19 protein-coding genes and 2 pseudogenes are annotated in these 18,287 nt (G+C 60.9%); 18 read left to right on the top strand and 3 right to left on the bottom strand.

Going from position 1 to position 18,287, the window contains the following annotated elements; genetic code table 11:
• Position 1: 1 nt before the first annotated feature.
• The gene (locus FPB55_RS13335) at positions 2-409 is read right to left on the bottom strand and encodes a DUF2946 family protein (protein WP_009684831.1); all 408 of its coding nucleotides are present in this window, start codon (positions 407-409) and stop codon (positions 2-4) included.
• 216 nt (positions 410-625) lie between these two features.
• On the opposite strand from FPB55_RS13335, the gene FPB55_RS13330 reads away from it, so the two are divergent.
• The 13 genes and pseudogenes from FPB55_RS13330 to FPB55_RS26315 all read left to right on the top strand — a co-directional run bounded on the left by FPB55_RS13330 (position 626) and on the right by FPB55_RS26315 (position 10,941).
• Complete coding sequence (locus tag FPB55_RS13330) at positions 626-991, top strand: histone-like nucleoid-structuring protein, MvaT/MvaU family (protein ID WP_009684832.1); 366 nt, start codon at positions 626-628, stop codon at positions 989-991.
• Between the two features lie 597 nt (positions 992-1,588).
• A complete protein-coding gene (locus tag FPB55_RS13325; RefSeq protein ID WP_029886101.1) occupies positions 1,589-2,104 on the top strand; it encodes a sigma-70 family RNA polymerase sigma factor in 516 nt (171 codons plus the stop codon).
• Complete coding sequence (locus FPB55_RS13320; RefSeq protein ID WP_115294332.1) at positions 2,101-3,024, top strand: FecR domain-containing protein; 924 nt, start codon at positions 2,101-2,103, stop codon at positions 3,022-3,024. Before FPB55_RS13325 ends, FPB55_RS13320 begins: the two co-directional genes overlap by 4 nt.
• 108 nt (positions 3,025-3,132) lie before the next feature.
• Positions 3,133-5,556, top strand: a complete 2,424-nt coding sequence (locus FPB55_RS13315) for a TonB-dependent receptor (RefSeq protein WP_144188401.1) — start codon at positions 3,133-3,135, stop codon at positions 5,554-5,556.
• A gap of 76 nt (positions 5,557-5,632) precedes the next feature.
• Positions 5,633-5,987 (top strand): annotated as a pseudogene (locus FPB55_RS13310) (MFS transporter); the annotation flags it as partial.
• Between the two features lie 12 nt (positions 5,988-5,999).
• Positions 6,000-6,377 (top strand): annotated as a pseudogene (locus tag FPB55_RS13305) (SDR family oxidoreductase); the annotation flags it as partial.
• A gap of 48 nt (positions 6,378-6,425) precedes the next feature.
• Positions 6,426-7,175 (top strand): SDR family NAD(P)-dependent oxidoreductase, encoded by a 750-nt coding sequence (locus FPB55_RS13300; protein ID WP_144188399.1) that lies wholly within the window; start codon positions 6,426-6,428, stop codon positions 7,173-7,175.
• A gap of 8 nt (positions 7,176-7,183) precedes the next feature.
• Positions 7,184-7,483: a hypothetical protein gene (locus FPB55_RS13295; protein WP_110676424.1), complete on the top strand. Its 300-nt coding sequence runs from the start codon at positions 7,184-7,186 to the stop codon at positions 7,481-7,483.
• The gene (locus FPB55_RS13290; RefSeq protein WP_144188397.1) at positions 7,480-8,469 is read left to right on the top strand and encodes a GTP-binding protein; all 990 of its coding nucleotides are present in this window, start codon (positions 7,480-7,482) and stop codon (positions 8,467-8,469) included. The genes FPB55_RS13295 and FPB55_RS13290 overlap by 4 nt, the downstream gene beginning before the upstream one ends.
• Complete coding sequence (locus tag FPB55_RS13285; protein WP_144188395.1) at positions 8,466-9,647, top strand: extracellular solute-binding protein; 1,182 nt, start codon at positions 8,466-8,468, stop codon at positions 9,645-9,647. Before FPB55_RS13290 ends, FPB55_RS13285 begins: the two co-directional genes overlap by 4 nt.
• Positions 9,644-9,988 carry a hypothetical protein gene (locus FPB55_RS13280; protein WP_009684848.1) on the top strand — a complete coding sequence of 115 codons (345 nt, stop codon included), beginning with the start codon at positions 9,644-9,646 and terminating at the stop codon, positions 9,986-9,988. The genes FPB55_RS13285 and FPB55_RS13280 overlap by 4 nt, the downstream gene beginning before the upstream one ends.
• A gap of 119 nt (positions 9,989-10,107) precedes the next feature.
• On the top strand, positions 10,108-10,599 hold the full coding sequence (locus tag FPB55_RS13275; RefSeq protein WP_009684849.1) for a DUF1543 domain-containing protein: 492 nt from the start codon (positions 10,108-10,110) through the stop codon (positions 10,597-10,599).
• A gap of 183 nt (positions 10,600-10,782) precedes the next feature.
• Positions 10,783-10,941 (top strand): hypothetical protein, encoded by a 159-nt coding sequence (locus tag FPB55_RS26315; protein WP_009684850.1) that lies wholly within the window; start codon positions 10,783-10,785, stop codon positions 10,939-10,941.
• A gap of 70 nt (positions 10,942-11,011) precedes the next feature.
• On the opposite strand, the gene FPB55_RS13270 is transcribed toward FPB55_RS26315, so the two are convergent.
• Both FPB55_RS13270 and FPB55_RS13265 read right to left on the bottom strand, forming a co-directional pair.
• Positions 11,012-13,366, bottom strand: a complete 2,355-nt coding sequence (locus FPB55_RS13270) for an FdhF/YdeP family oxidoreductase (protein ID WP_144188393.1) — start codon at positions 13,364-13,366, stop codon at positions 11,012-11,014.
• Between the two features lie 125 nt (positions 13,367-13,491).
• Positions 13,492-14,616: a mechanosensitive ion channel family protein gene (locus FPB55_RS13265; RefSeq protein WP_009684852.1), complete on the bottom strand. Its 1,125-nt coding sequence runs from the start codon at positions 14,614-14,616 to the stop codon at positions 13,492-13,494.
• A 209-nt stretch (positions 14,617-14,825) separates the two neighbouring features.
• On the opposite strand from FPB55_RS13265, the gene FPB55_RS13260 reads away from it, so the two are divergent.
• The 5 genes from FPB55_RS13260 (at position 14,826) to FPB55_RS13240 (ending at position 18,218) form a co-directional block, all read left to right on the top strand.
• Positions 14,826-15,539, top strand: a complete 714-nt coding sequence (locus FPB55_RS13260) for a DUF72 domain-containing protein (RefSeq protein ID WP_115294336.1) — start codon at positions 14,826-14,828, stop codon at positions 15,537-15,539.
• 95 nt (positions 15,540-15,634) lie between these two features.
• On the top strand, positions 15,635-16,048 hold the full coding sequence (locus FPB55_RS13255) for a DUF393 domain-containing protein (protein ID WP_033690796.1): 414 nt from the start codon (positions 15,635-15,637) through the stop codon (positions 16,046-16,048).
• Entirely contained in the window at positions 16,033-16,593 is a 561-nt protein-coding gene (gene folE / locus FPB55_RS13250; RefSeq protein ID WP_009684855.1) for a GTP cyclohydrolase I FolE, read from the top strand. The genes FPB55_RS13255 and folE overlap by 16 nt, the downstream gene beginning before the upstream one ends.
• Positions 16,594-16,627: 34 nt before the next feature.
• On the top strand, positions 16,628-17,086 hold the full coding sequence (locus tag FPB55_RS13245; RefSeq protein WP_009684856.1) for a DUF3429 domain-containing protein: 459 nt from the start codon (positions 16,628-16,630) through the stop codon (positions 17,084-17,086).
• A 151-nt stretch (positions 17,087-17,237) separates the two neighbouring features.
• A complete protein-coding gene (locus FPB55_RS13240; RefSeq protein WP_144188391.1) occupies positions 17,238-18,218 on the top strand; it encodes a TerC family protein in 981 nt (326 codons plus the stop codon).
• Positions 18,219-18,287: the final 69 nt, after the last annotated feature.

The raw sequence follows: 18,287 nt of genomic DNA, 5'->3' as shown, positions 1-18,287 counted from the left end.
GTCAGGCCAGGGGAGAGGCGCGGGGGTTGAGCTTTGGCCACTGCTCACGCGGCAGTGGCAACCTGTGGCTGTCACCGAGCAGAAGCGCATCGGGCCAGAACCGCGGGAACAGGTGGCGATAGTAGTCGCTGGCCAGCAGGCTATGCCCGGCATGGCCACAGCAGCAGTCGCCCGCCTGGTGTTTCGTGTCCGGCTGTTCATCGAGTTGTGGCAACTCGGCCTTGAGCTGGGCCAGCAGTGACTTGGGCAGGCTCTGTGCACCGTGCAGGCTGCAAAAGCTACCGAGAATCAGGGATTGGCTGTCGACGCGGGGTGTTTGCAAGGCACGGTCGAGCGGCATCGCCAGCAGGTTGAACAGCACGGCGAAGCAGGCGAACAGACAGAGATGCGCACGCGCTCTTGAAAGCATGAATCACCCATGAAAACGTCGCGCGCATTAAGCCGTATCGGTGACGGGCAGTTCAAGTTCCGTGACGCGCTATTTTGTCGCATGCGCTAATGATCGCCGTCGTGTCTGGCGCCATTACAGAACTTGCGCAGGGCTGGAGCTCATTGTCATTTGGGTTTGAACTTGAACCGCGTTAGGATTCTCTAACTAGCACCCCACCCATTTCGGAGTAAGTACATGTCGCGTCTGGCAGAGTTTCGTCAGCTTGAACAAAAACTGGCCCAGCAATTGGCTGAACTTGAAGCGCTCAAAGGCTCGTCCGAGCTGCAAAAAGAAATCGAGTTTGAGACAAAACTACGCGACCTGCTCGCCGAATATGGATACAGCCTGCGGGACATCATCAATTTGCTCGATCCGCAGGCCAACCGTCAGTCAGCCCCTGCGGCCACAGCGAAAGCACCGCGTCGTGCCCGACAGGTCAAGCAATACAAGAACCCGCACTCTGGCGAAGTTATCGAGACCAAAGGCGGCAATCACCGCCAGTTGAAAGAGTGGAAGCAGCAATACGGCGCTGATGAAGTCGAAAGTTGGGTCGCCCGCTAACTCGTACCGCGCACAACTGATCAAGTGGGGGCGTTCTGTGCCCCGTCGCCGGCATGCCAGCTCCCACAGGAACAGCACAGCCCTCGAGCATTGCATGGTCCTGTGGGAGATTCTATGGTTTCTGGCAAGGGTAGCCGCAGCACCTTCAGCGCCTGTGAGATCGAGCGCCGCCCGCGCGGCGCATCGCGAGCTGCGCTCGCTCCTACGTTTGTTTCGGGCCAGTAACCCCTGTGTCAGATGCGCGCGGCCGCCTTGTTCGTACGACGCGATTTTGAGGCATGCGCCAAGGCGTTCGCGCGCAAATCCCACAGGAATAATTGGCCCGAAACAAACGTAGGAGCGAGCGCAGCTCGCGATGCGCCGCGCGGGCGGCGCTCGCTCTAACAGGCGCTGCATACCTTGTGGCAAACACCTGTCAGCCCTGATGCGATCCCCGTGGGAGCTGGCTTGCCGGCGATTGGCTGCGCAGCAGCCCCATTGGGTGTTACTCACACTCAAGTGAACTACCCGCTAGCGGTGGTGCACAGCTTCCCAGCGAGATACAAGCCCATTACAATCGCGATGAATTCCTATTCTCGTTTTCGCGTGGGTAACAAGATGTCCGGATCGGTCACGGAAACGACGCACCATCAACACCTGCACAGGCTGTATCAGGATCACAACGGTTGGCTACGTGGCTGGTTGCGCCAACGTTTGAGTAATTCGGCGGATGCTGCCGATCTTGCCCAGGACACGTTCGTACGCGTAATGGTCGCGCGCACTGCCCATTCGCTGCAGCAACCGCGTCATTACCTGGCGACCATCGCGCGCGGGTTGGTCATCGACCTGTATCGCCGCCGCAGCCTGGAGCAGGCGTACCTGCAAGCATTGGCGTCCAGGCCGGACGTTCATGCGCCCTGTGCCGAAACCCGGGCAATCATTCTGGAAAGCCTGCTGGCCATAGACCGCATGCTCGACGGCCTGGGGCTGCGTACACGGCAAATATTCCTTGCTGTGCAACTGGATGGGCTGACGTATGAGAAGACCGCCGAGCGTTTCAATGTGTCGGTCAGCACCGTGCGCAAGCACCTGGCCAAGGGCCTGATGCACTGCCTGTTGATGGACGGCGAATGAACCAGGTACTGGCCCAGGCGGTTGAATGGCATGTTCGCCTCAATGACAGCAGCGCCACCCAGGCCACCCGCGCGCAATGGCAGGCCTGGCTGGATGCCGACCCCGTGCATGCACAAGCCTGGCAGCGTGTAGAGCGGTTGCAACAACGTTTGAGCCTGGCACCCGCTGGCGTGGTCTCCACCACCATCGAGCAGGCACGCCAGCATAGAAGGGCGGTACTCAAACAGCTGGTTGTGCTGCTTGGGGTCGGTGCAACCGGCTGGGCAGGCTACCGGGCTTCGCCCTTCGCCGCCGACTACAGCACGGGCGTCGGCCAACGGCAGCGGCTGACGCTGGCCGATGGCAGTGTACTGGTGCTGGATACCGCCACGCGGGTGGATGTGCTGTTCGATGCCCAGCAACGGCTGATCGTGTTGCGCCAAGGTGCCATTCTGGTCGATACCGCAAAAGATGCTCGCGCCCTTAGCGTGCAGACTGCGCAGGGGCGTGTCGAGGCGCTCGGCACCCGATTCACGGTGCGTCAGGACGATGGCACTACCCGGGTTGCCGTGCAAGCGCATGCCGTGCGGGTCAGGCCGCAACTGGGCCTCGGCCAGGCACTGCGCGCCGAAGCGGGGCAGGCCGTGAGCTTCAGCGCAACCACCATAGGCCCCCTGCAGCCAGCGCCAGAACAGGGCTCTGCGTGGGCGCGCGGCATGCTGGTTGCCGTGGACTGGCGCCTGGATGCGGTACTGGCCGAGCTCTCCCGCTATCGCCACGGTGTGCTGAGCTGCTCGCCTGATATCGCCGGCCTGCGGCTCTCCGGTACTTTTCTGCTCGACGATACCGAGGGCGCGCTGGCCAACCTGGAGGCCTCACTGCCGGTTCGGGTCCGCCGCCTGACCCGTTACTGGGTAAGGCTGGAACGCCAGGCGGCATGACGGTGAATTTTTCTGCATAGAGGGGTAACAGATTTTCATTCCTGTTTCGGCTCTACCTGCATGTGCGCATCAGACGCACCCATTGCCAACGCTGACAGGAAACCTTTCATGCAAGTACGCCCCCTCTTTTCTGGCCTTTGCGGCCAACCCACAGCACGGGCCCTGTGCTTTGCTGGCGCCGTATTGGCGGTGACGCCTGCCTGGGCCAAACCGATCGACTATGACATCCCCGCTGGCACGTTGGCTGCCGCCTTGAGTCAGCTCGCTGCCGCCAGTGGCGTGATGATCACCTTCAGCTCGGAACAAACAGCGGGCTTGAGCTCGCCAGGGCTGCACGGTAGCTACGAGGTGGAGCAAGGTTTCGCCCACGTGCTTCAGGGCAGCGGGTTGCGCATTGTGCAGGCTGGCGAAAAACGGTTCGTACTCGCCAGCATGGAACCCGGCGGGGCCCTGCAGCTGGGCGCTACCACCATCGATGCAGCAGGCCTGGGCGCCATCACGGAAGGGACCGGCGCCTACACCACGGGTGCCACCAACGCCGCCACCAAGCTTGCCTTGTCATTGCGCGAGACCCCGCAAACGGTCAGCGTGATGACACGCCAGCGCATGGAAGACCAGCAACTCACCACACTAAGCGATGTGCTGAAACAGACGCCAGGCCTTTCCGTGCAGAACATCGACAGTGAACGCGTGAACATCTATTCGCGTGGGTATGCCCTGGACAGTTACCAGTTCGATGGCATCCCGACCACCTTGATCGTGCAAACCAGCGCAAGCCCGCAGAGCCTGATCGATACCTCGGTCTATGACCGGGTCGAAATCGTCAGGGGCGCCACCGGTTTGATGACCGGTGCCGGCGACCCCTCTGGCAGTGTCAACCTGGTCCGCAAGCGGCCAACCGCCGGGTTCCAGGGCTCGGTCAGCGCCGGCGCAGGCTCGTGGGACACGTATCGCACCGAAGTGGATGTGTCTGGCCCGCTGACCACCGATGCGCGCTTGCGCGGCCGCGCTGTCATGGCTTACCAGCAGGGCAACAGCTTCATCGACCACTACCAGCAGGCGAAGCAAACGTATTACGGCATTCTGGAAGCTGACCTCACCGACAGTACGCTGCTGACGGTCGGTTTCGACTACCAGAAGAATGACCCGCGTGGCGTATCCTTCGCCAGCTTCCCGTTGTTCTACAGCGACGGCGGGCAGACTGACTTCCCACGCTCCATCAACGCCGGGGCGCGCTGGAGCTATCGCCAGCAGAACACGCTCAATACCTTCGCGACCCTCGAGCACGGCCTGGCCAACGACTGGAAACTGAAGGTGGCGGTGAACAACATGTACAGCACCCGGGACTATTCGCTGGCTTCGCTCAGTGGTGGGGCACCTGACCGTGAAACAGGTGAGGGCGCCTACCTTTACGGGGGAGATGGCTATGGCTCCCAGCGCCAATTGGGTCTCGACGCCATGGCCCAGGGGCCGTTCCAGTTCCTGGGCCGCGAGCATGAACTGGTATTGGGCCTGAGCGCTTCGCAGTTTAAGGACTACAGCGACCCGGACGATGACGACCTGGAGATGCGCCCGGCCAATATCCATAGCTGGGACAACGACACCGAGCGGCCGACATCGGTCGGTAAACTGATGAACGACGACACCACGATTCGCCAGGATGCGGCGTACATGGTGGCACGCTTCAAGCCGGCGGACGATCTGTCGCTGATTGTCGGTGCCCGTGTCGGTGACTACAGCTACAAGAAGAAAGCCATCTACAACCCGCCTTACACGCGTTCGTCCAGCACTGCCGAAAGCCGTGAAAGCGGCTTCATAACGCCTTATGCCGGGGTGGTGTATGACCTCAATGACATTCATTCGGTGTACGCCAGCTACACGACGATCTACAAGCCTCAAGCCCTACGAGAGCAAAACGGCAGGAACCTGGAGCCGAGGGAAGGGGACAACTACGAAGTTGGCCTGAAAAGCGAGTTCTTCGACGGCCGCGTCAACACGGCCATTGCCCTTTATGAAATAAAACAGGACAACCTGGGGGTTCCCACGGGCGAAACCGTGGAAGGCACGGTGCGCGAGTCGGCCTACCGCGCGGTGGCCGGCGCGAAAACGCGCGGTATCGACATGGAAATCTTTGGCGAAGTGCTACCGGACTGGAATGTCAGCGCAAGCTACAGCCATAGCGTTACCAGGGATGCCGACCATGAGCGCATCAGAACCGAAGCACCGGCTAACCTGATAAAGCTCTGGACGACCTACCGTCTTCAAGGGGACCTGAACCCATTGACCATCGGCGGGGGCCTGAACTGGCAAAGTGGCATGAGCGTGACGACGAGCCAGGGCAAGGCGACGCAGGAGCAGTATGCCGTGTTAAACGTGATGGCGCGTTATGACATAACCCGGCAGCTGAGCGCTTCTGTCAACGTCAACAACGTGTTCGACAAGCAGTATTTCAGCGCCCTGGACCCGACCTTCTTCACCGGCTACTACGGTGAGCCACGCAATGTCATGTTCAGCACCCGGTACGCTTTTTAACGCGGGGAGGGTGCAGGCCCGCCGACGCCTCAGCCAGCCTTTGCAGATAGCCCGGCGCGTCAGGTTCTTGAGCCTGGCGATCCTGCTGAACTGGTCGGCTATCCAGGTGTTCAGCGTGCTGGGCACGTCGGTGATCGTGAGTGTTCACAAGCTGTCGTTCGAGAACTCCTTGTGGATCCTGGTGTTGTCCAACCTGGTGGGCTTCATCGGCTACCTGGTTCACGGTTGGCTGGGTGACCGAATTGGCCGGCGCCATCGTGCATGCCATGGGGCCGATCGGCGCCATCGTCGCCGGGCTGGGGATTACCAGCGTTTTGTCCACTGGCGGTGAATGGCACAGCGCGGCGCTCTGGTTCGGCGCGCTGCCTTGCTTCCTGTCGGGCTTGATCATGCTTGCCGCCCGGCATGTCGAACCTCTTTCAGTCAAATAACCAGGAGTTGCCGGGGAAGGCGGCGCACTGGTGGCCATTTCGTCGATTGCCGGTGGCGTGTATGGCTGGCAGGACCACGCGCATTACGCAGCGGCCAAGGCTGGGGTGCCCGGGTTGTGCCGCTCTCTGGCGGTGGAATTTGCCCCCAGGGGCATCCGTTGCAACACCATCATTCCCGGCCTGATCGAAACCCCGCAATCGCTGGACAGCAAAAATTCGCTGGGCGCCAACGGCCTGGCCAAGGCGGGCAAGGCGATCCCGTTGGGGCGCGTAGGGCGCGCCAGCGAGGTTGCCGACCTGGTCTGCTTCCTGACCGGCCCTGCGTCGAGCTACATCACCGGCCAGAGCATCGTGATCGATGGCGGCCTTACGGTGCGCTGGCCTGAATAGGAAATTGCTGCGCCGCAAGCTCGCCTTGCGGCCGCGAGGAGAACAAGCATGAAACCATTGCAGAACCGCCGCGCCGTCATCACCGGCGCGGGGAGTGGCATCGGCGCGGCCATCGCCCATGCCTACGCCGATGCGGGCGCGCTGCTCGTGTTGTGTGACCGCGACCCCCAGCGCCTGGCGGTGGTCGCGAACCAATGCCGCGACCGCGGCGCGCAGGTGATCGAATCTGTCGCTGATGTGGGTAGCCGGGAGGGTGCGCAAGCCGGTGTAGATGCCTGCGTGGCAGCGCTGGGGGGCATCGATGTGCTGGTCAACAATGCCGGCATGCTGACCCAGGCTCCCTGTGTGGACCTGACCCAGGAAATGTGGGATGAAATGCTGCGGGTGGACCTGACCAGCGTGTTCGTCGCAAGCCAGCGCGCGCTGCCGTACATGCTGGAGCAGCAGTGGGGGCGCATCATCAACATCGCCTCCCAGCTAGGGATCAAGGGCGGTGCACAACTGGCGCACTATGCGGCAGCCAAAGCCGGCGTGATCGGTTTCAGCAAGTCGCTGGCACTGGAGGTGAGCAAGGACAACGTACTGGTCAACTGCGTGGCGCCAGGGCCGATTGAAACCCCGCTGGTGGAGGGGATCAGCCAGGCGTGGAAGGTTGCCAAGGCCAAGGAGCTGCCGTTGGGCCGCTTCGGCAAGGCTGAAGAAGTGGCACCGATCGCCGTGCTGTTGGCGAGCGAGCCTGGCGGCAACCTGTTCGTCGGGCAAACCCTTAACCCCAATTCCGGCGATGTAATGCCTTGAGGTGAGCCATGTGTGGACTTTGCGGCCTGATCGGTGAGGACGCCCACTGGAGCGACCCGCTGGACACGAGCCTTCCAGGCCGCCGCGAGCGCTTGCGGCGCATCGCCGCGATCAATCAGGTGGTAGCACCCTTCAGGCTCAAGGTCAGTGACGTGCAGGGTGCGTCGTATCTGGTGCAAGGCCCTACCGGCAAGCAAGGTGTTGCCGCGGGCCTGGATCAGCTCTGGCAGACCGCCGAAAGCATACTGGGGCGCACCCTTGACCCCCTGGATCCGCGAATCCTCGATCACCTGGAGGCGTCGGCATGAGCCTTCAGATCAATGTGCTGACGGGTTTTCTGGGCAGTGGCAAAACCACCTTGCTCAAGCGGGTGCTGGCCAATGCCGACATGGGCGATACGGCGGTGCTCATCAACGAGTATGGGGAGGTGGGGATCGATGACGTGCTGGTGCAGGAAGTTGCCCCCGACACGGTGTTGCTGCCGAGTGGGTGTGTCTGCTGTTCGGTAAGGGGAGATCTGAAGCAAGCGCTGATCGAGCTGCACGGCAAGCGTGCGCGCGGGGAGGTTCCGGCTTTTCGCCGCGTGCTCCTGGAAACCACAGGCCTGGCCGACCCCGCGCCCATTCTTGCCACGCTGCAGCGAGACCCTCAACTGCGCGGCCGCTATCACGTGGGCCTGATGGTGACGGTGGTCGACGCCCAGCACGCCATGCTTCAGGAGCGGATTCACCCCGAGTGGCTGGGCCAGGTCACGGCTGCCGATCGGCTGCTGGTGAGCAAGGCAGACCTGGTAAGCGCTGCGGTGCTCGACCCGTTGCTGGCACACTTGCAAGCCCTCAACCCGACGGCATCGATCGCGTTGGCGAGCACGGTCGTGCAGGGCGATGAGCAGCTTCTGGGCGAGGGGCTGAGAAGCCTGGAGCCCGATGAGGAGGTCGCCAGGTGGCTGCTGTTTGCGCCCACCCGGCAGCCGCACCACGGCGGCGCCCAGGTGTGTGCACTGGAGTACGACACACCGTTGGATTGGCTTGCCTTCGGGGTTTGGTTGTCGATGCTGCTAAGATGCCACGGAGACCGAATTCTGCGGGTCAAAGGGATCTTGAATGTGATCGATGCTGAACAACCTATCGTCATTCACGGCGTACAGCACTGCCTGCACCCGCCTGTGCATCTTCGCCAGTGGCCAGGGCAGGCGCGGCGCTCGCGCCTGGTGATCATCGTGCGCGATCTGGATACCCAGCTGCTGCGCCGCTCTTTCCAGGCTTTTTTGCAGCGCCTGGGGCGTGCGGCATGAGTGGCCCGGTCACGTTGCGGGTATTGGGCACATCGGTCACGCTGCTGGAGCCCATTCGCTTGCGCGCGGAAAAAGAACTGGGCATTCGCATCGAGTACCAGATCCACGACGTGCAGACGGTTCAACGCATTGCGTTGATGCACCCTGAACGCTATGACCTGTACGACCAATGGTTCCATAGCATGGATTTTGTCTGGCCGGCCGGCGCCATCCAGCCTATCGACATCCGCCGGGTCGCCTTGTGGGACGAGATCAACGACCTGCCCAAGCGGGGCCGGCTGCACGCTGGGGATGAGCTGGCCGGCGGCAGCCTGCCCTGCGACCGGCTGTATGTTCAGCATGACCGGACCCTGGCCAACCGCCCGACAGACTGGATCAGCATGCTGCCGCTGACCCACAACGCGGACAGCTTTGCCTACAGGCCGGACCTTCTGCCGCAGGGGTTCGGTATCGAGAACGAGAGCTGGTCCTGGTTGGTTGACCCCAACTGGTGTGGGCATGTGGCGTTGCAGAGCGATGCAGCCATCGGGGCGCTGGACGCGGCATTGGCGGTGCAGGCCAAGGGGTTGGCCACGTTCGATGTGATCGCGAACCTGCGCCTGGACGAGATCGACCAGCTTGCGGCAGTGCTCATCAAGCTTCAGCGCCAAGGCCATTTCGCCGCGTTCTGGTCTGATGACCGCGACGCAGGCAAGCTGATGCTGGGCCCCAAGGTGCACATCGAGAGTGTCTGGTCGCCTGCCTTGATGCAGCTGCACCGCGAAGGCATTCAGTACCGCCAGGCCGTGCCCAGGGAGGGTTACCGTGGCTGGTTTGGTGGCCTGTCGTTGTCCCGTGCCGTTGAGGGTGGGGTGAAAGATGCGGCCTATGCCTACCTGAACTGGTGGTTGGCTGGTTGGCCAGGCGCGATGATGGCCCGGCAAGGGTTCTACATTTCCAATCCACTGCGCGCGCGCGATCACCTGTCGGCTGCAGAGTGGGATTACTGGTACGAGGGCAAGCCAGCCCGCGAGCAGTTGCTGGGCAGTGATGGCGAACCGCTGATCGAGCCTGGGCAGCTACGCGAAGGGGGCGCCTACGCCGAGCGTGTGGGCCGTATCAGGGTCTGGAACTCGGTGATGGATGAGCATAATTACCTGGTGCGCAAGTGGGCTGATTTTTTGCGGGCGGGTAAATGAGCCGGTCGCAGACCGGCGCCAAATACCCACGCACGCCGGACGGGCGCTATTTCGTCGTCAACGGCCAGCTCTGGCGCTGCAGCAACCCTGCGCTTGCAGACGAAGCGCGCCAGCACCTGGTGGGCGCGTTGATGGAGGCGCGGCGGGCCGTGAAGCAGGCAAAAGCCTGCGACGATGCAGCCGCTTTGAAGCGGGCCAGGGCAGCGGTCAATGATGCCAAGGTTGCATTAGGCGAGCGTGGGCCGGTGTGGTGGGATGACGGTAGCCCTGATTACAACCGCTACAAGGCTACCAACACCCCTTATGCTGCCTGGTACGACCGGCTGGTGGCGCAGCCGTGAAGGCCTTTCACCGCGCCGCCAGGGCCGCGAACCTTGCCAGCGTTCAGCGCCGAACCGATCTGATACGGAGCCTGGCACCTGCCGGCGCTCGGTGAACTTTTACCAAGGTGGACGACTAGATGCTTTTCGTGGTGCTGCTTGGGGGCAAACACCCCCAGGCAAAGATTGAGGTTCACGACATTGTGTTTGCGGCCGCGGATACGCTGGAGCAGGCATACCCGCAACTACGGGACGGTTGGTTTGGCAGCCCCAAAGGCGTGCACGTCGATGCCTGGATGGCCGTCGATGGGGTTGACAACTGGCGCGTCGAGCTCAGCTCGCTGGCGCCGTCGCCTGAATCCCTTCGGCTCTACTTCATCAACCTGGGCGGGTACGACGCCCAGGCCTTTGGCGAGGCGCACGACTATCTGCTGGTGGTCGCCAGGGACAAACGGGAGGCCATGGCTAAAGGCAAGAAACAGGCCATGGCGCACTGGTCGCAAGCACACAACGATGCAGTGCTGGATGTCGATGACTGCCTGCCCATCGACCAGGTGGGCGGGCGTTTCGTGCACCTTGTGGAGGGGCCGCATGCCGGGGTACGCAGCCGGAACCAGTACATTGTCCTTTGATAACGGTCGTGGCAGTCAGCTTGCTGGTTGAGGCATGGTCAAGCTCGTTTCTGGGCGTGGTATTCGGCCGGCGGGCTTCTCAGTTGAATTTTCCCCGCATTTCCCCCCTCACACGCATGAGTAACAGAGCGCTGTAAGTGGCATGCCACCTACAGCTAACCCCAATTGCCTGGAGGCTTTGCCATGCAACCTGAAACCAAAGGTCATGAAGAGCACGGACCGAGTGGCGTGCCGTTCATCAACGATCCGGAAAAGCCGAGTTCACCGCCTTTGAATGACGCTGATGCCACGGATGCCGCTGAGGCTGAAGAAGACATCGAGGACGATGGCCAAGCGCTGTGAGCAGCAGCGGGTCACGGATGACCATCGTTTCAGCCCGCCCCCTGGCTACTGGGGGCCGGTTTCAAGCGTGCTACACGACCTGATCTGTTGCGGGTACGGCGTGTGCCAGATCTTCAGCATCGGGCGGAGCATGCAAGAGCACGACAGGCACCGATTTCGCGGCGGGCACTTTGCTTCGCTTGGCATAGTGCCACAAGGGCACGAGCGCATTGGCCTCGGGGTAGTAAGCGGCGGCGCAGCCCACCGGTATGTCATAGGCGATAATCTGAAAAGGGCCTGCCTCGCGGCGAACTGTCGGTTCCACAGCTGTACGCAAGCGAACCCAGCCCCCCGGCACGAAGCCCAGGCGCACGATATCGTTGCGGTTGAGGAACACCACTTTGCGCGTGCCCTTTACGCCCCTGAAGCGATCGTCGTAACCGTACACGGTGGTGTTGAACTGGTCATTGCTGCGCAACGTCATCAGTTGCAGGACATCACGGCCGGCTTCGCCCGTCAGCACGTCGTCGTCTTCATCCAGCGTGCCTGGGGTAATGAACTGCGCCTTCCCTGAAGGCGTAGCCCATTGCCGCTGTGCCACGCCCAGCGGGCGATGGAACCCGCCGGGCTCCCACATCCGCGTCTCGAAGTCATGGAAAATACTTGGATAAACCTTGCTGATGGCTTCACGAACCAGGGCATAGTCGTGCTTCCAGTGTGCCCAGGGAATGGCGACCGTGTCGCCCAGCGTCGCCAGGGCCAACTCTGCGATGATCGCCAACTCCGAGCGCAGCTGCTCTCCTGCGGGTTCGGCGTGGCCGCGCCAGGCGCGGATGCAGCCGGTGCTGTCTTCAGTGGTGTAGGTTTGTTCGACGCCAAGCTGCCGGTCGATCTCGATCCTGCCCAGGCAGGGCAGCAGCCAGGTGCTTTCACCAGGGACCAGGTGGGTGCGATTGAGCTTGGTCGCGATCTGTACACTGAGGCTGAGCTGGGCCCAGGCGGGTTCCACCCGGCTGGTATCGGGCACGGCCCGCAGAAAGTTACCGCCAAGCCCGATGAACCCCTTCACACTGCCATTGAGAACGCCCTCGCAGGTGTCGACCGTCGCCAGACCCTTGTGCTCCGGAATCTTGAAGCCGAACAGCGACTCGATCTTCTCCCCTGGTACTTTCGCAGGGTCCTCGGTAATGCCTACCGTGCGTTGGCCCTGTACGTTCGAGTGCCCTCTGACCGGGCAGATACCAGCCCCTGGTTTGCCGATATTCCCGCGCAGCAATAGCAGATTCACCAGCATCTGCACGTTGGCCACCCCGTGCCGGTGCTGGGTCATGCCCATGCCATAGACTATTATCACTTTCTCGCTGCGCGCATAAACGGTGGCCGTGGCCTCCATCGCGCTTCGGCTCAGGCCGGACCGTCGCTCCAGTTCAGCCCATGTGTATTGCTGCACACGCTCCATGAACTGGGCCAGGCCGTCCGTATGTTGTGCGAGAAAATCGTGATCGAGCACCGGCGGCTCGCCGTTGCTTTTGGCCCTTTCCTCCATTTCCAGAAGCGCCTTGGCCACCCCCATGACGGCAGCGGTGTCACCGCCGATGGCCACTTGGTGGTATTGAGTGCTGATGACTGTGGATTGCGGACCGAGCATTTCAGTGGGGGACTGGGGGTTTACAAAACGCTCCAGACCACGTTCCCGGATCGGGTTGAAGGTGATGATCGGGACATTGCGCTTGCGCACCTCCTGAAGCGGGTGAAGCATGCGCGGGCTGTTGCTGCCTACGTTCTGCCCGAAGAACAGAATGCAGTCGGTATGCTCGAAATCGGCCAGTGAGACCGTGCCAACCGGGACCCCGATGCTTTCCTGCAGGCCAACCGAGGTGCTTTCGTGGCACATGTTGGAACTGTCGGGAAGATTGTTCGTGCCATAAGCACGGGCGAACAACTGGTAGATGAACGATGTTTCCAGTGATGCGCGCCCTGATGCATAAAAAACGACGTCGTCGGGGCTAAGCGCGCGCAACTGCGCGCCGATGGCTTCATAGGCTTGCTCCCAGGTCACGACCTGGTAGCGATCAGTGTGCTTGTCGTAACGCATTGGGTGGGTTAACCGGCCATGCTGCTCCAGCTCGAAGTCCGACCAGCCGCGCAACTCGGTCAAGGAGTGGGCCCTGAAGAAATCGGGCGAGGTGCGTCGTGACGTCAATTCCCATGCCGTGGCCTTGGCACCATTCTCGCAAAATTCCAGGGCATGAGGATCGCCTGGCTTGGCCCAGGCACAGCTCACGCAGGCGAAACCCTTGGGCTTGTTCAGCTTGAGCAGGGCGGTTGTGCCTTTGATCAGTGCCTGCTCGCGCCAAAGGATATTCAGCACGGAGTGGGCCGACCCCCAGCCGCCCGCTGCAGAGGTGTAGGGCCGAAAATGTGATGTGCCATGGATCATCTTCATGTCGACCTCGCCTTGCCATTAAGTGTGTCTAAACGCTACGAGTACTGGGGAGCCTCTAAGTTCGAAGCGATTCAAGGGGCGGCTGGGACCCCGCGCACGCAACGGGGGGCGAATGGGGTGGGCGCTCACGCGCCCCTGATGCCCAGGCCCTCGCGCGCTGGCACCGACAAGTTGGCTTCTTGCGGCAATGCGGTGACCTTGATCGCCCGCACCGGTACCGCGAACTTGGCGCCCACTTTGGAGAAGCGGTCGAGCAGGTGGAAGTTGATCGCCTGCTGGATGTCCATGTACAGGTTGTAGCCTGGGTCCTGGACGATGTATACGCACTCGAACTCCAACGCTTCCTTGCCAAAACCACGCAAATGAGCACGGTCGAAGCGCACCTGCGATTGCGCCTTGATAGCCTCCTCAACGATGCCAGGGGCTTTTTTCACTGCCTCGGTGGGCGAGTCGTAGGACAGGCCAAACTCAAACACAATGCGGCGTTCCTGCAGGCGTTTGTAGTTCTGGATCGTGCTGCTGATCATGCTGGCGTTGGCCATGACGATCTGCTCGCCACCCAGGCTGCGGATGCGTGTGGTTTTCAAGCCCACATGTTCAACGGTGCCCGCCAACGGGCCAATGACGATGAAGTCGCCGACCTCGAAGGGTTTGTCCACGGCGATTGACAGGGAGGCGAACAGGTCGCCGAGTATGTTCTGCACGGCCAGCGCCACGGCGATACCGCCGACGCCGAGGCTGGCGACAAACGCAGTGATGTTGACGCCCAGGTTGGACAGCATCGCCAGTACCACCACCGACCACAGCAGCACCCGCGCCCCCCACGCCGACAGGGTGGCCAGTGCGCTGGCCTGGGTAAGACCATCGGTGCGTTGACCCGCGAAGTAGCGATCCAGCCCCAGGCCGATGGCGCGGTTGGCCCACAGCCCGATTTGGAGGGCGGCGACCACGAACCACAGGCTGCTGACCCGTGTCAGCCAGCGCTCGGGCAGGTCGAGCATGCTCAGGCCTACCAGCAAGGACGCGAGCAGTAGCAGGGAATTGCTGGTGCCGGCCAGCACCTTGGCCAGCACATGGCTGAGCACGCCGTCGTGTTCGGCCCAGCGCCGGATGCGGTGCAGCAGGAAGCTGATGGCGGCGCGGGCGACCAGGAAAGTCGCGATGGCCACCACCATGGCCAGCAGCCAATTGAGTATGGAGATGCCGAACAAGTTAGTCTCGGTGAACAGGGCTATCAGGCGGTCATTCATGAGCAGTGGGTCTCCTGGGTGACTGGATTGATATGACGGTCTTTTCATGGGATGCCCTGACGGCGCCATAGGTCGATCGGATTTCAAAAACCGCACGGCGGCATGCTGAGTCATCGCTAGGTGAGCCAGCGCGCCGAGGGTAGTGTCCATGGAACGACAAGTGCACCTGGCGACTCCATTACAGCAACGGCGATCCATGGAGTGCCATGATGATCCACGTGGGATGCGCGGGCTGGAGCTTGCCGCGCCAGTATGCCGAGGCGTTCCCGCAGCAGGGCAGCCACCTGCAGCGCTACGCCGCGCGGTTGGGTGCCGTCGAGATCAACAGCTCGTTCTACCGGCCGCACCTGCCGGCGACCTATGCCCGTTGGGCTTGCGCTGTACCAGCGGATTTCCGCTTTGCGGTGAAGCTACCCAAGCACATCACCCACGAGTTGCAACTGGAACGCTTTGAGGCAGCGCTTGATACGTTTCTTGGGCAATGCCAACACCTGGGTGACCGCCTTGGCTGCCTGCTCGTACAATTACCGCCATCGCTGGCCCATGATGATGGCCGGGACCGGCGTTTCTTTGAACGCCTGCGCCAGCGCCATGCCGGGCCGGTGGCGGTCGAACCCAGGCACGCCAGTTGGCAAGCGGCGCAGTCGATGCTGGTCGACTTGCATATCGCTCAAGTGGCGGCGAGCCCTTCGCGTTTTGGCGCCGACGCACAACCCGCGGGCTGGCCAGGCTTGGTCTACTGGCGCCTGCACGGCGAACCGCGCATCTACCGCAGCGAGTATTCCCAACAATACCTGCAACAGCTGGCTGCACGGCTGCGGCGCAGCCACGCTGCCGGTGCGGCTACATGGTGCGTCTTCGACAACACGGCTTCGGGTGCTGCGCTTGGAAATGCGCTGGCGCTCGAAGGGTGTCTGAGTTAGGGCATTCTGCGGCCGTCGCAACCACCTTGCCTATTGCGTATTTTATTGCTTCAGCTAACTTGTACAAAAAACTGTACATGAATGAGGTTTTGTACATGTATTGCGAGTGGCCTCTGACGCTTTACTTTGACGGGGCCTGCCCATTGTGTGCCAGGGAGGTCGCATTTCTGCGCAGGCGTTGCACGGCAGCAAAGCTCATCCTGGTTGATATCGACAGCGATGAGTTCGATCCCACACCGCTGGGCCTGACGATTGAGGAACTACGGTCCTGTTTGCACGCAAGGTTCGCGAACGGGCAGTGGGTCACCGGCTTGGACGCGACCCTGTGGGCCTGGCGTGCTGCCGGTTTGGGTTTTTGGGCAGCACCCTTGGCGTGGCGCCCGTTGCGTCCAGTGCTTTCGGTTCTTTACAAATTGTTCTGTCGCTTGAGGCCAAGTCTGGCCTGGTTACCCCATCCCGATGGCGGGCAACGTTGCAAAGGTGAGGCCTCCAAATGTCACATTCGCTAGCCGAACACTATCGTGAAATCCTTGTTGGCGTGGGTGAAAACCCGCAGCGCGAAGGGCTCCTGGATACGCCTCAGCGTGCTGCCAAAGCGATGCAATACCTATGCAATGGCTATACCCAGAGCTTGGGTGAGATCGTCAACGGGGCGCTGTTCGAAAGCCAGAATGACGAGATGGTTGTCGTTCGCGACATTGAACTGTACTCGTTATGCGAGCACCACATGTTGCCGTTTATTGGGAAGGCACATGTCGCGTACCTGCCAACAGGGCGAGTACTAGGGCTTTCCAAAGTAGCGCGCTTGGTGGACATGTTTGCCCGCCGTTTGCAGATCCAGGAAAACCTGACTAGGCAGATTGCCTGTGCCATGCAGGAAGTGACCGATGCGGCAGGGGTTGGGGTGGTCATCGAAGCCAAGCACATGTGCATGATGATGCGTGGTGTGGAAAAGCAGAACTCGGTGATGATTTCCTCGGTCATGCTAGGCGAATTCAGAGACTCGCCAACGACGCGGCATGAATTCCTCACGCTGATTGGCCGACACACCTGAAGTTTGGTTTTGAGTCGTGGAGGAGGGCGCACCCATGGGTTCAGTGTTCGATACGTTATCTCCGAGCCGCTTTACGATCCTGGGCTACGGTGGCTTGCTTCCATTTCTGGGTCTGGCACTGCTGGTTTGTTTTGGCGGTGAGTATCGAGATAACCTGGCTGAAGCGTTGGTTGGCTATGGGGCCGTGATACTGAGTTTTGTCGGGGCCCTGCATTGGGGTTTCGCGATGACGTTGCCAGCCTTGCCTGCTACTGAGCGACAACAGCGGCTTGTGTGGAGTGTCATGCCAGCCCTTATCGGCTGGGTTGCCATGTTGTTACCGGTGTCATGGGGCTGTTGGGTACTGGCTTCAGGATTTACCGTGCACTTTTGGCAAGACCGTAAACTGGCCAACTTCATGCCCGGCTGGTATATGCCTATGCGGGTACGTTTGACGGTCGTGGCGAGCTTGTGTCTGGTATTGAGTGCCATTGTCATGGCGTTCGGAAACTGAAGTCACAGAAGAAACAAATAGCAAAATTTTCCCCCTTGCAACATTTTTGCGCTGGATAAAATCTGATGGTGTGACGCCGGGCCCCTCTGACGGTAAGTAGCCGCCATGTCGGAGTCATAGTTGTTAAACTACGACTATATAGGAGGGGCTCATGTCTGCCCTTAATACGTATCTCTCCCAAGACGTGCTTGGCACTGATCTCTGGCTGTGGCTTTCATTCTTCGCTGTCGTGTTGACGCTGCTGGCGCTTGACCTAGGGGTTCTCCATCGTGGGAATCGAGAAATCGGTGTCAAGGAAAGCCTGCTCCTGTCAGCTGGCTACATCAGCATGGGCCTGCTATTTGCAGTCTGGGTCTATTTCCAGAAAGGCAGCGACGCAAGCATGGACTATGTGACTGGCTTTCTGATCGAGAAGTCGTTGTCCATGGACAACGTGTTCGTTATTGCCCTCATTTTCAGTTTTCTTGCCATTCCCAGAGAATTTCAGCACCGAGTGCTGTTCTGGGGGATCATGGGTGTCATTGTATTGAGGGCCATCATGATAGGCCTGGGCGCGGCGCTGGTTACACAGTTCAGTTGGATTCTTTACTGCTTCGGCGCCTTCCTGGTATTCACGGGTGTGAAAATGCTGTTCGCTCGACTGGACCATGAGCCCGACTTGGAAAACAATCGCTTCGTCAAGTATCTGCGCAGTCATCTACGCGTGACTGACGAGTTGCACGGTCAGCATTTCCTGGTCCGTATACCTGATGGCTCCGGCAGGCGGGTAATATGGGTGACGCCGCTGTTTCTCGCGTTGATTCTGATTGAGTGCGCCGACTTGGTGTTCGCGGTTGACAGTGTGCCAGCGATCTTTGCCATCACGCAGGACCCCTTCATTGTCTATACGTCGAACATTTTCGCGATACTCGGTTTGCGCGCACTGTATTTTGCATTGGCTGCGATGATAAGCCGCTTCGCCTATCTCAAATACGCCTTGGCCCTGGTACTGGTTTTCCTAGGCGCGAAAATATTCCTGCACGATATCGTTGGCAAGGTGCCTGCTGAAATTTCTTTAAGCGTTACAATTGGCCTGCTGATTGGCGGCGTGCTGCTGTCACTCTGGAAAACCAGAGCGCCGGTCAAGGTTTGAAGGCTTGCATGGCGCTCAACAGCGCGGGTGGGGTGGGCTGGTCGAGGTAACATCGCCCAGCACGCCAAT

The sequence above is a fragment of the Pseudomonas sp. BJP69 genome (assembly GCF_007633355.1).
GTDB lineage: Bacteria > Pseudomonadota > Gammaproteobacteria > Pseudomonadales > Pseudomonadaceae > Aquipseudomonas > Aquipseudomonas juntendi.
The sequence above is the reverse complement of the archived record's forward strand: the minus strand, read 5'-3'. Positions and strand labels throughout refer to the sequence as shown.

Coding starts and splice junctions, on each gene's coding strand:
- FPB55_RS13255 (WP_033690796.1), top strand. CDS start 15,635: ATGTATTGCGAGTGGCCTCTGACGCTTTACTTTGACGGGGCCTGCCCA.
- FPB55_RS13330 (WP_009684832.1), top strand. CDS start 626: ATGTCGCGTCTGGCAGAGTTTCGTCAGCTTGAACAAAAACTGGCCCAG.
- FPB55_RS13245 (WP_009684856.1), top strand. CDS start 16,628: ATGGGTTCAGTGTTCGATACGTTATCTCCGAGCCGCTTTACGATCCTG.
- FPB55_RS13240 (WP_144188391.1), top strand. CDS start 17,238: ATGTCTGCCCTTAATACGTATCTCTCCCAAGACGTGCTTGGCACTGAT.
- FPB55_RS13325 (WP_029886101.1), top strand. CDS start 1,589: ATGTCCGGATCGGTCACGGAAACGACGCACCATCAACACCTGCACAGG.
- FPB55_RS13290 (WP_144188397.1), top strand. CDS start 7,480: ATGAGCCTTCAGATCAATGTGCTGACGGGTTTTCTGGGCAGTGGCAAA.
- FPB55_RS13260 (WP_115294336.1), top strand. CDS start 14,826: ATGATCCACGTGGGATGCGCGGGCTGGAGCTTGCCGCGCCAGTATGCC.
- FPB55_RS13335 (WP_009684831.1), bottom strand. CDS start 409: ATGCTTTCAAGAGCGCGTGCGCATCTCTGTCTGTTCGCCTGCTTCGCC.
- FPB55_RS13315 (WP_144188401.1), top strand. CDS start 3,133: ATGCAAGTACGCCCCCTCTTTTCTGGCCTTTGCGGCCAACCCACAGCA.
- FPB55_RS13275 (WP_009684849.1), top strand. CDS start 10,108: ATGCTTTTCGTGGTGCTGCTTGGGGGCAAACACCCCCAGGCAAAGATT.
- FPB55_RS13320 (WP_115294332.1), top strand. CDS start 2,101: ATGAACCAGGTACTGGCCCAGGCGGTTGAATGGCATGTTCGCCTCAAT.
- FPB55_RS13300 (WP_144188399.1), top strand. CDS start 6,426: ATGAAACCATTGCAGAACCGCCGCGCCGTCATCACCGGCGCGGGGAGT.
- FPB55_RS13265 (WP_009684852.1), bottom strand. CDS start 14,616: ATGAATGACCGCCTGATAGCCCTGTTCACCGAGACTAACTTGTTCGGC.
- FPB55_RS13270 (WP_144188393.1), bottom strand. CDS start 13,366: ATGAAGATGATCCATGGCACATCACATTTTCGGCCCTACACCTCTGCA.
- FPB55_RS13285 (WP_144188395.1), top strand. CDS start 8,466: ATGAGTGGCCCGGTCACGTTGCGGGTATTGGGCACATCGGTCACGCTG.
- FPB55_RS26315 (WP_009684850.1), top strand. CDS start 10,783: ATGCAACCTGAAACCAAAGGTCATGAAGAGCACGGACCGAGTGGCGTG.
- FPB55_RS13280 (WP_009684848.1), top strand. CDS start 9,644: ATGAGCCGGTCGCAGACCGGCGCCAAATACCCACGCACGCCGGACGGG.
- folE (WP_009684855.1), top strand. CDS start 16,033: ATGTCACATTCGCTAGCCGAACACTATCGTGAAATCCTTGTTGGCGTG.
- FPB55_RS13295 (WP_110676424.1), top strand. CDS start 7,184: ATGTGTGGACTTTGCGGCCTGATCGGTGAGGACGCCCACTGGAGCGAC.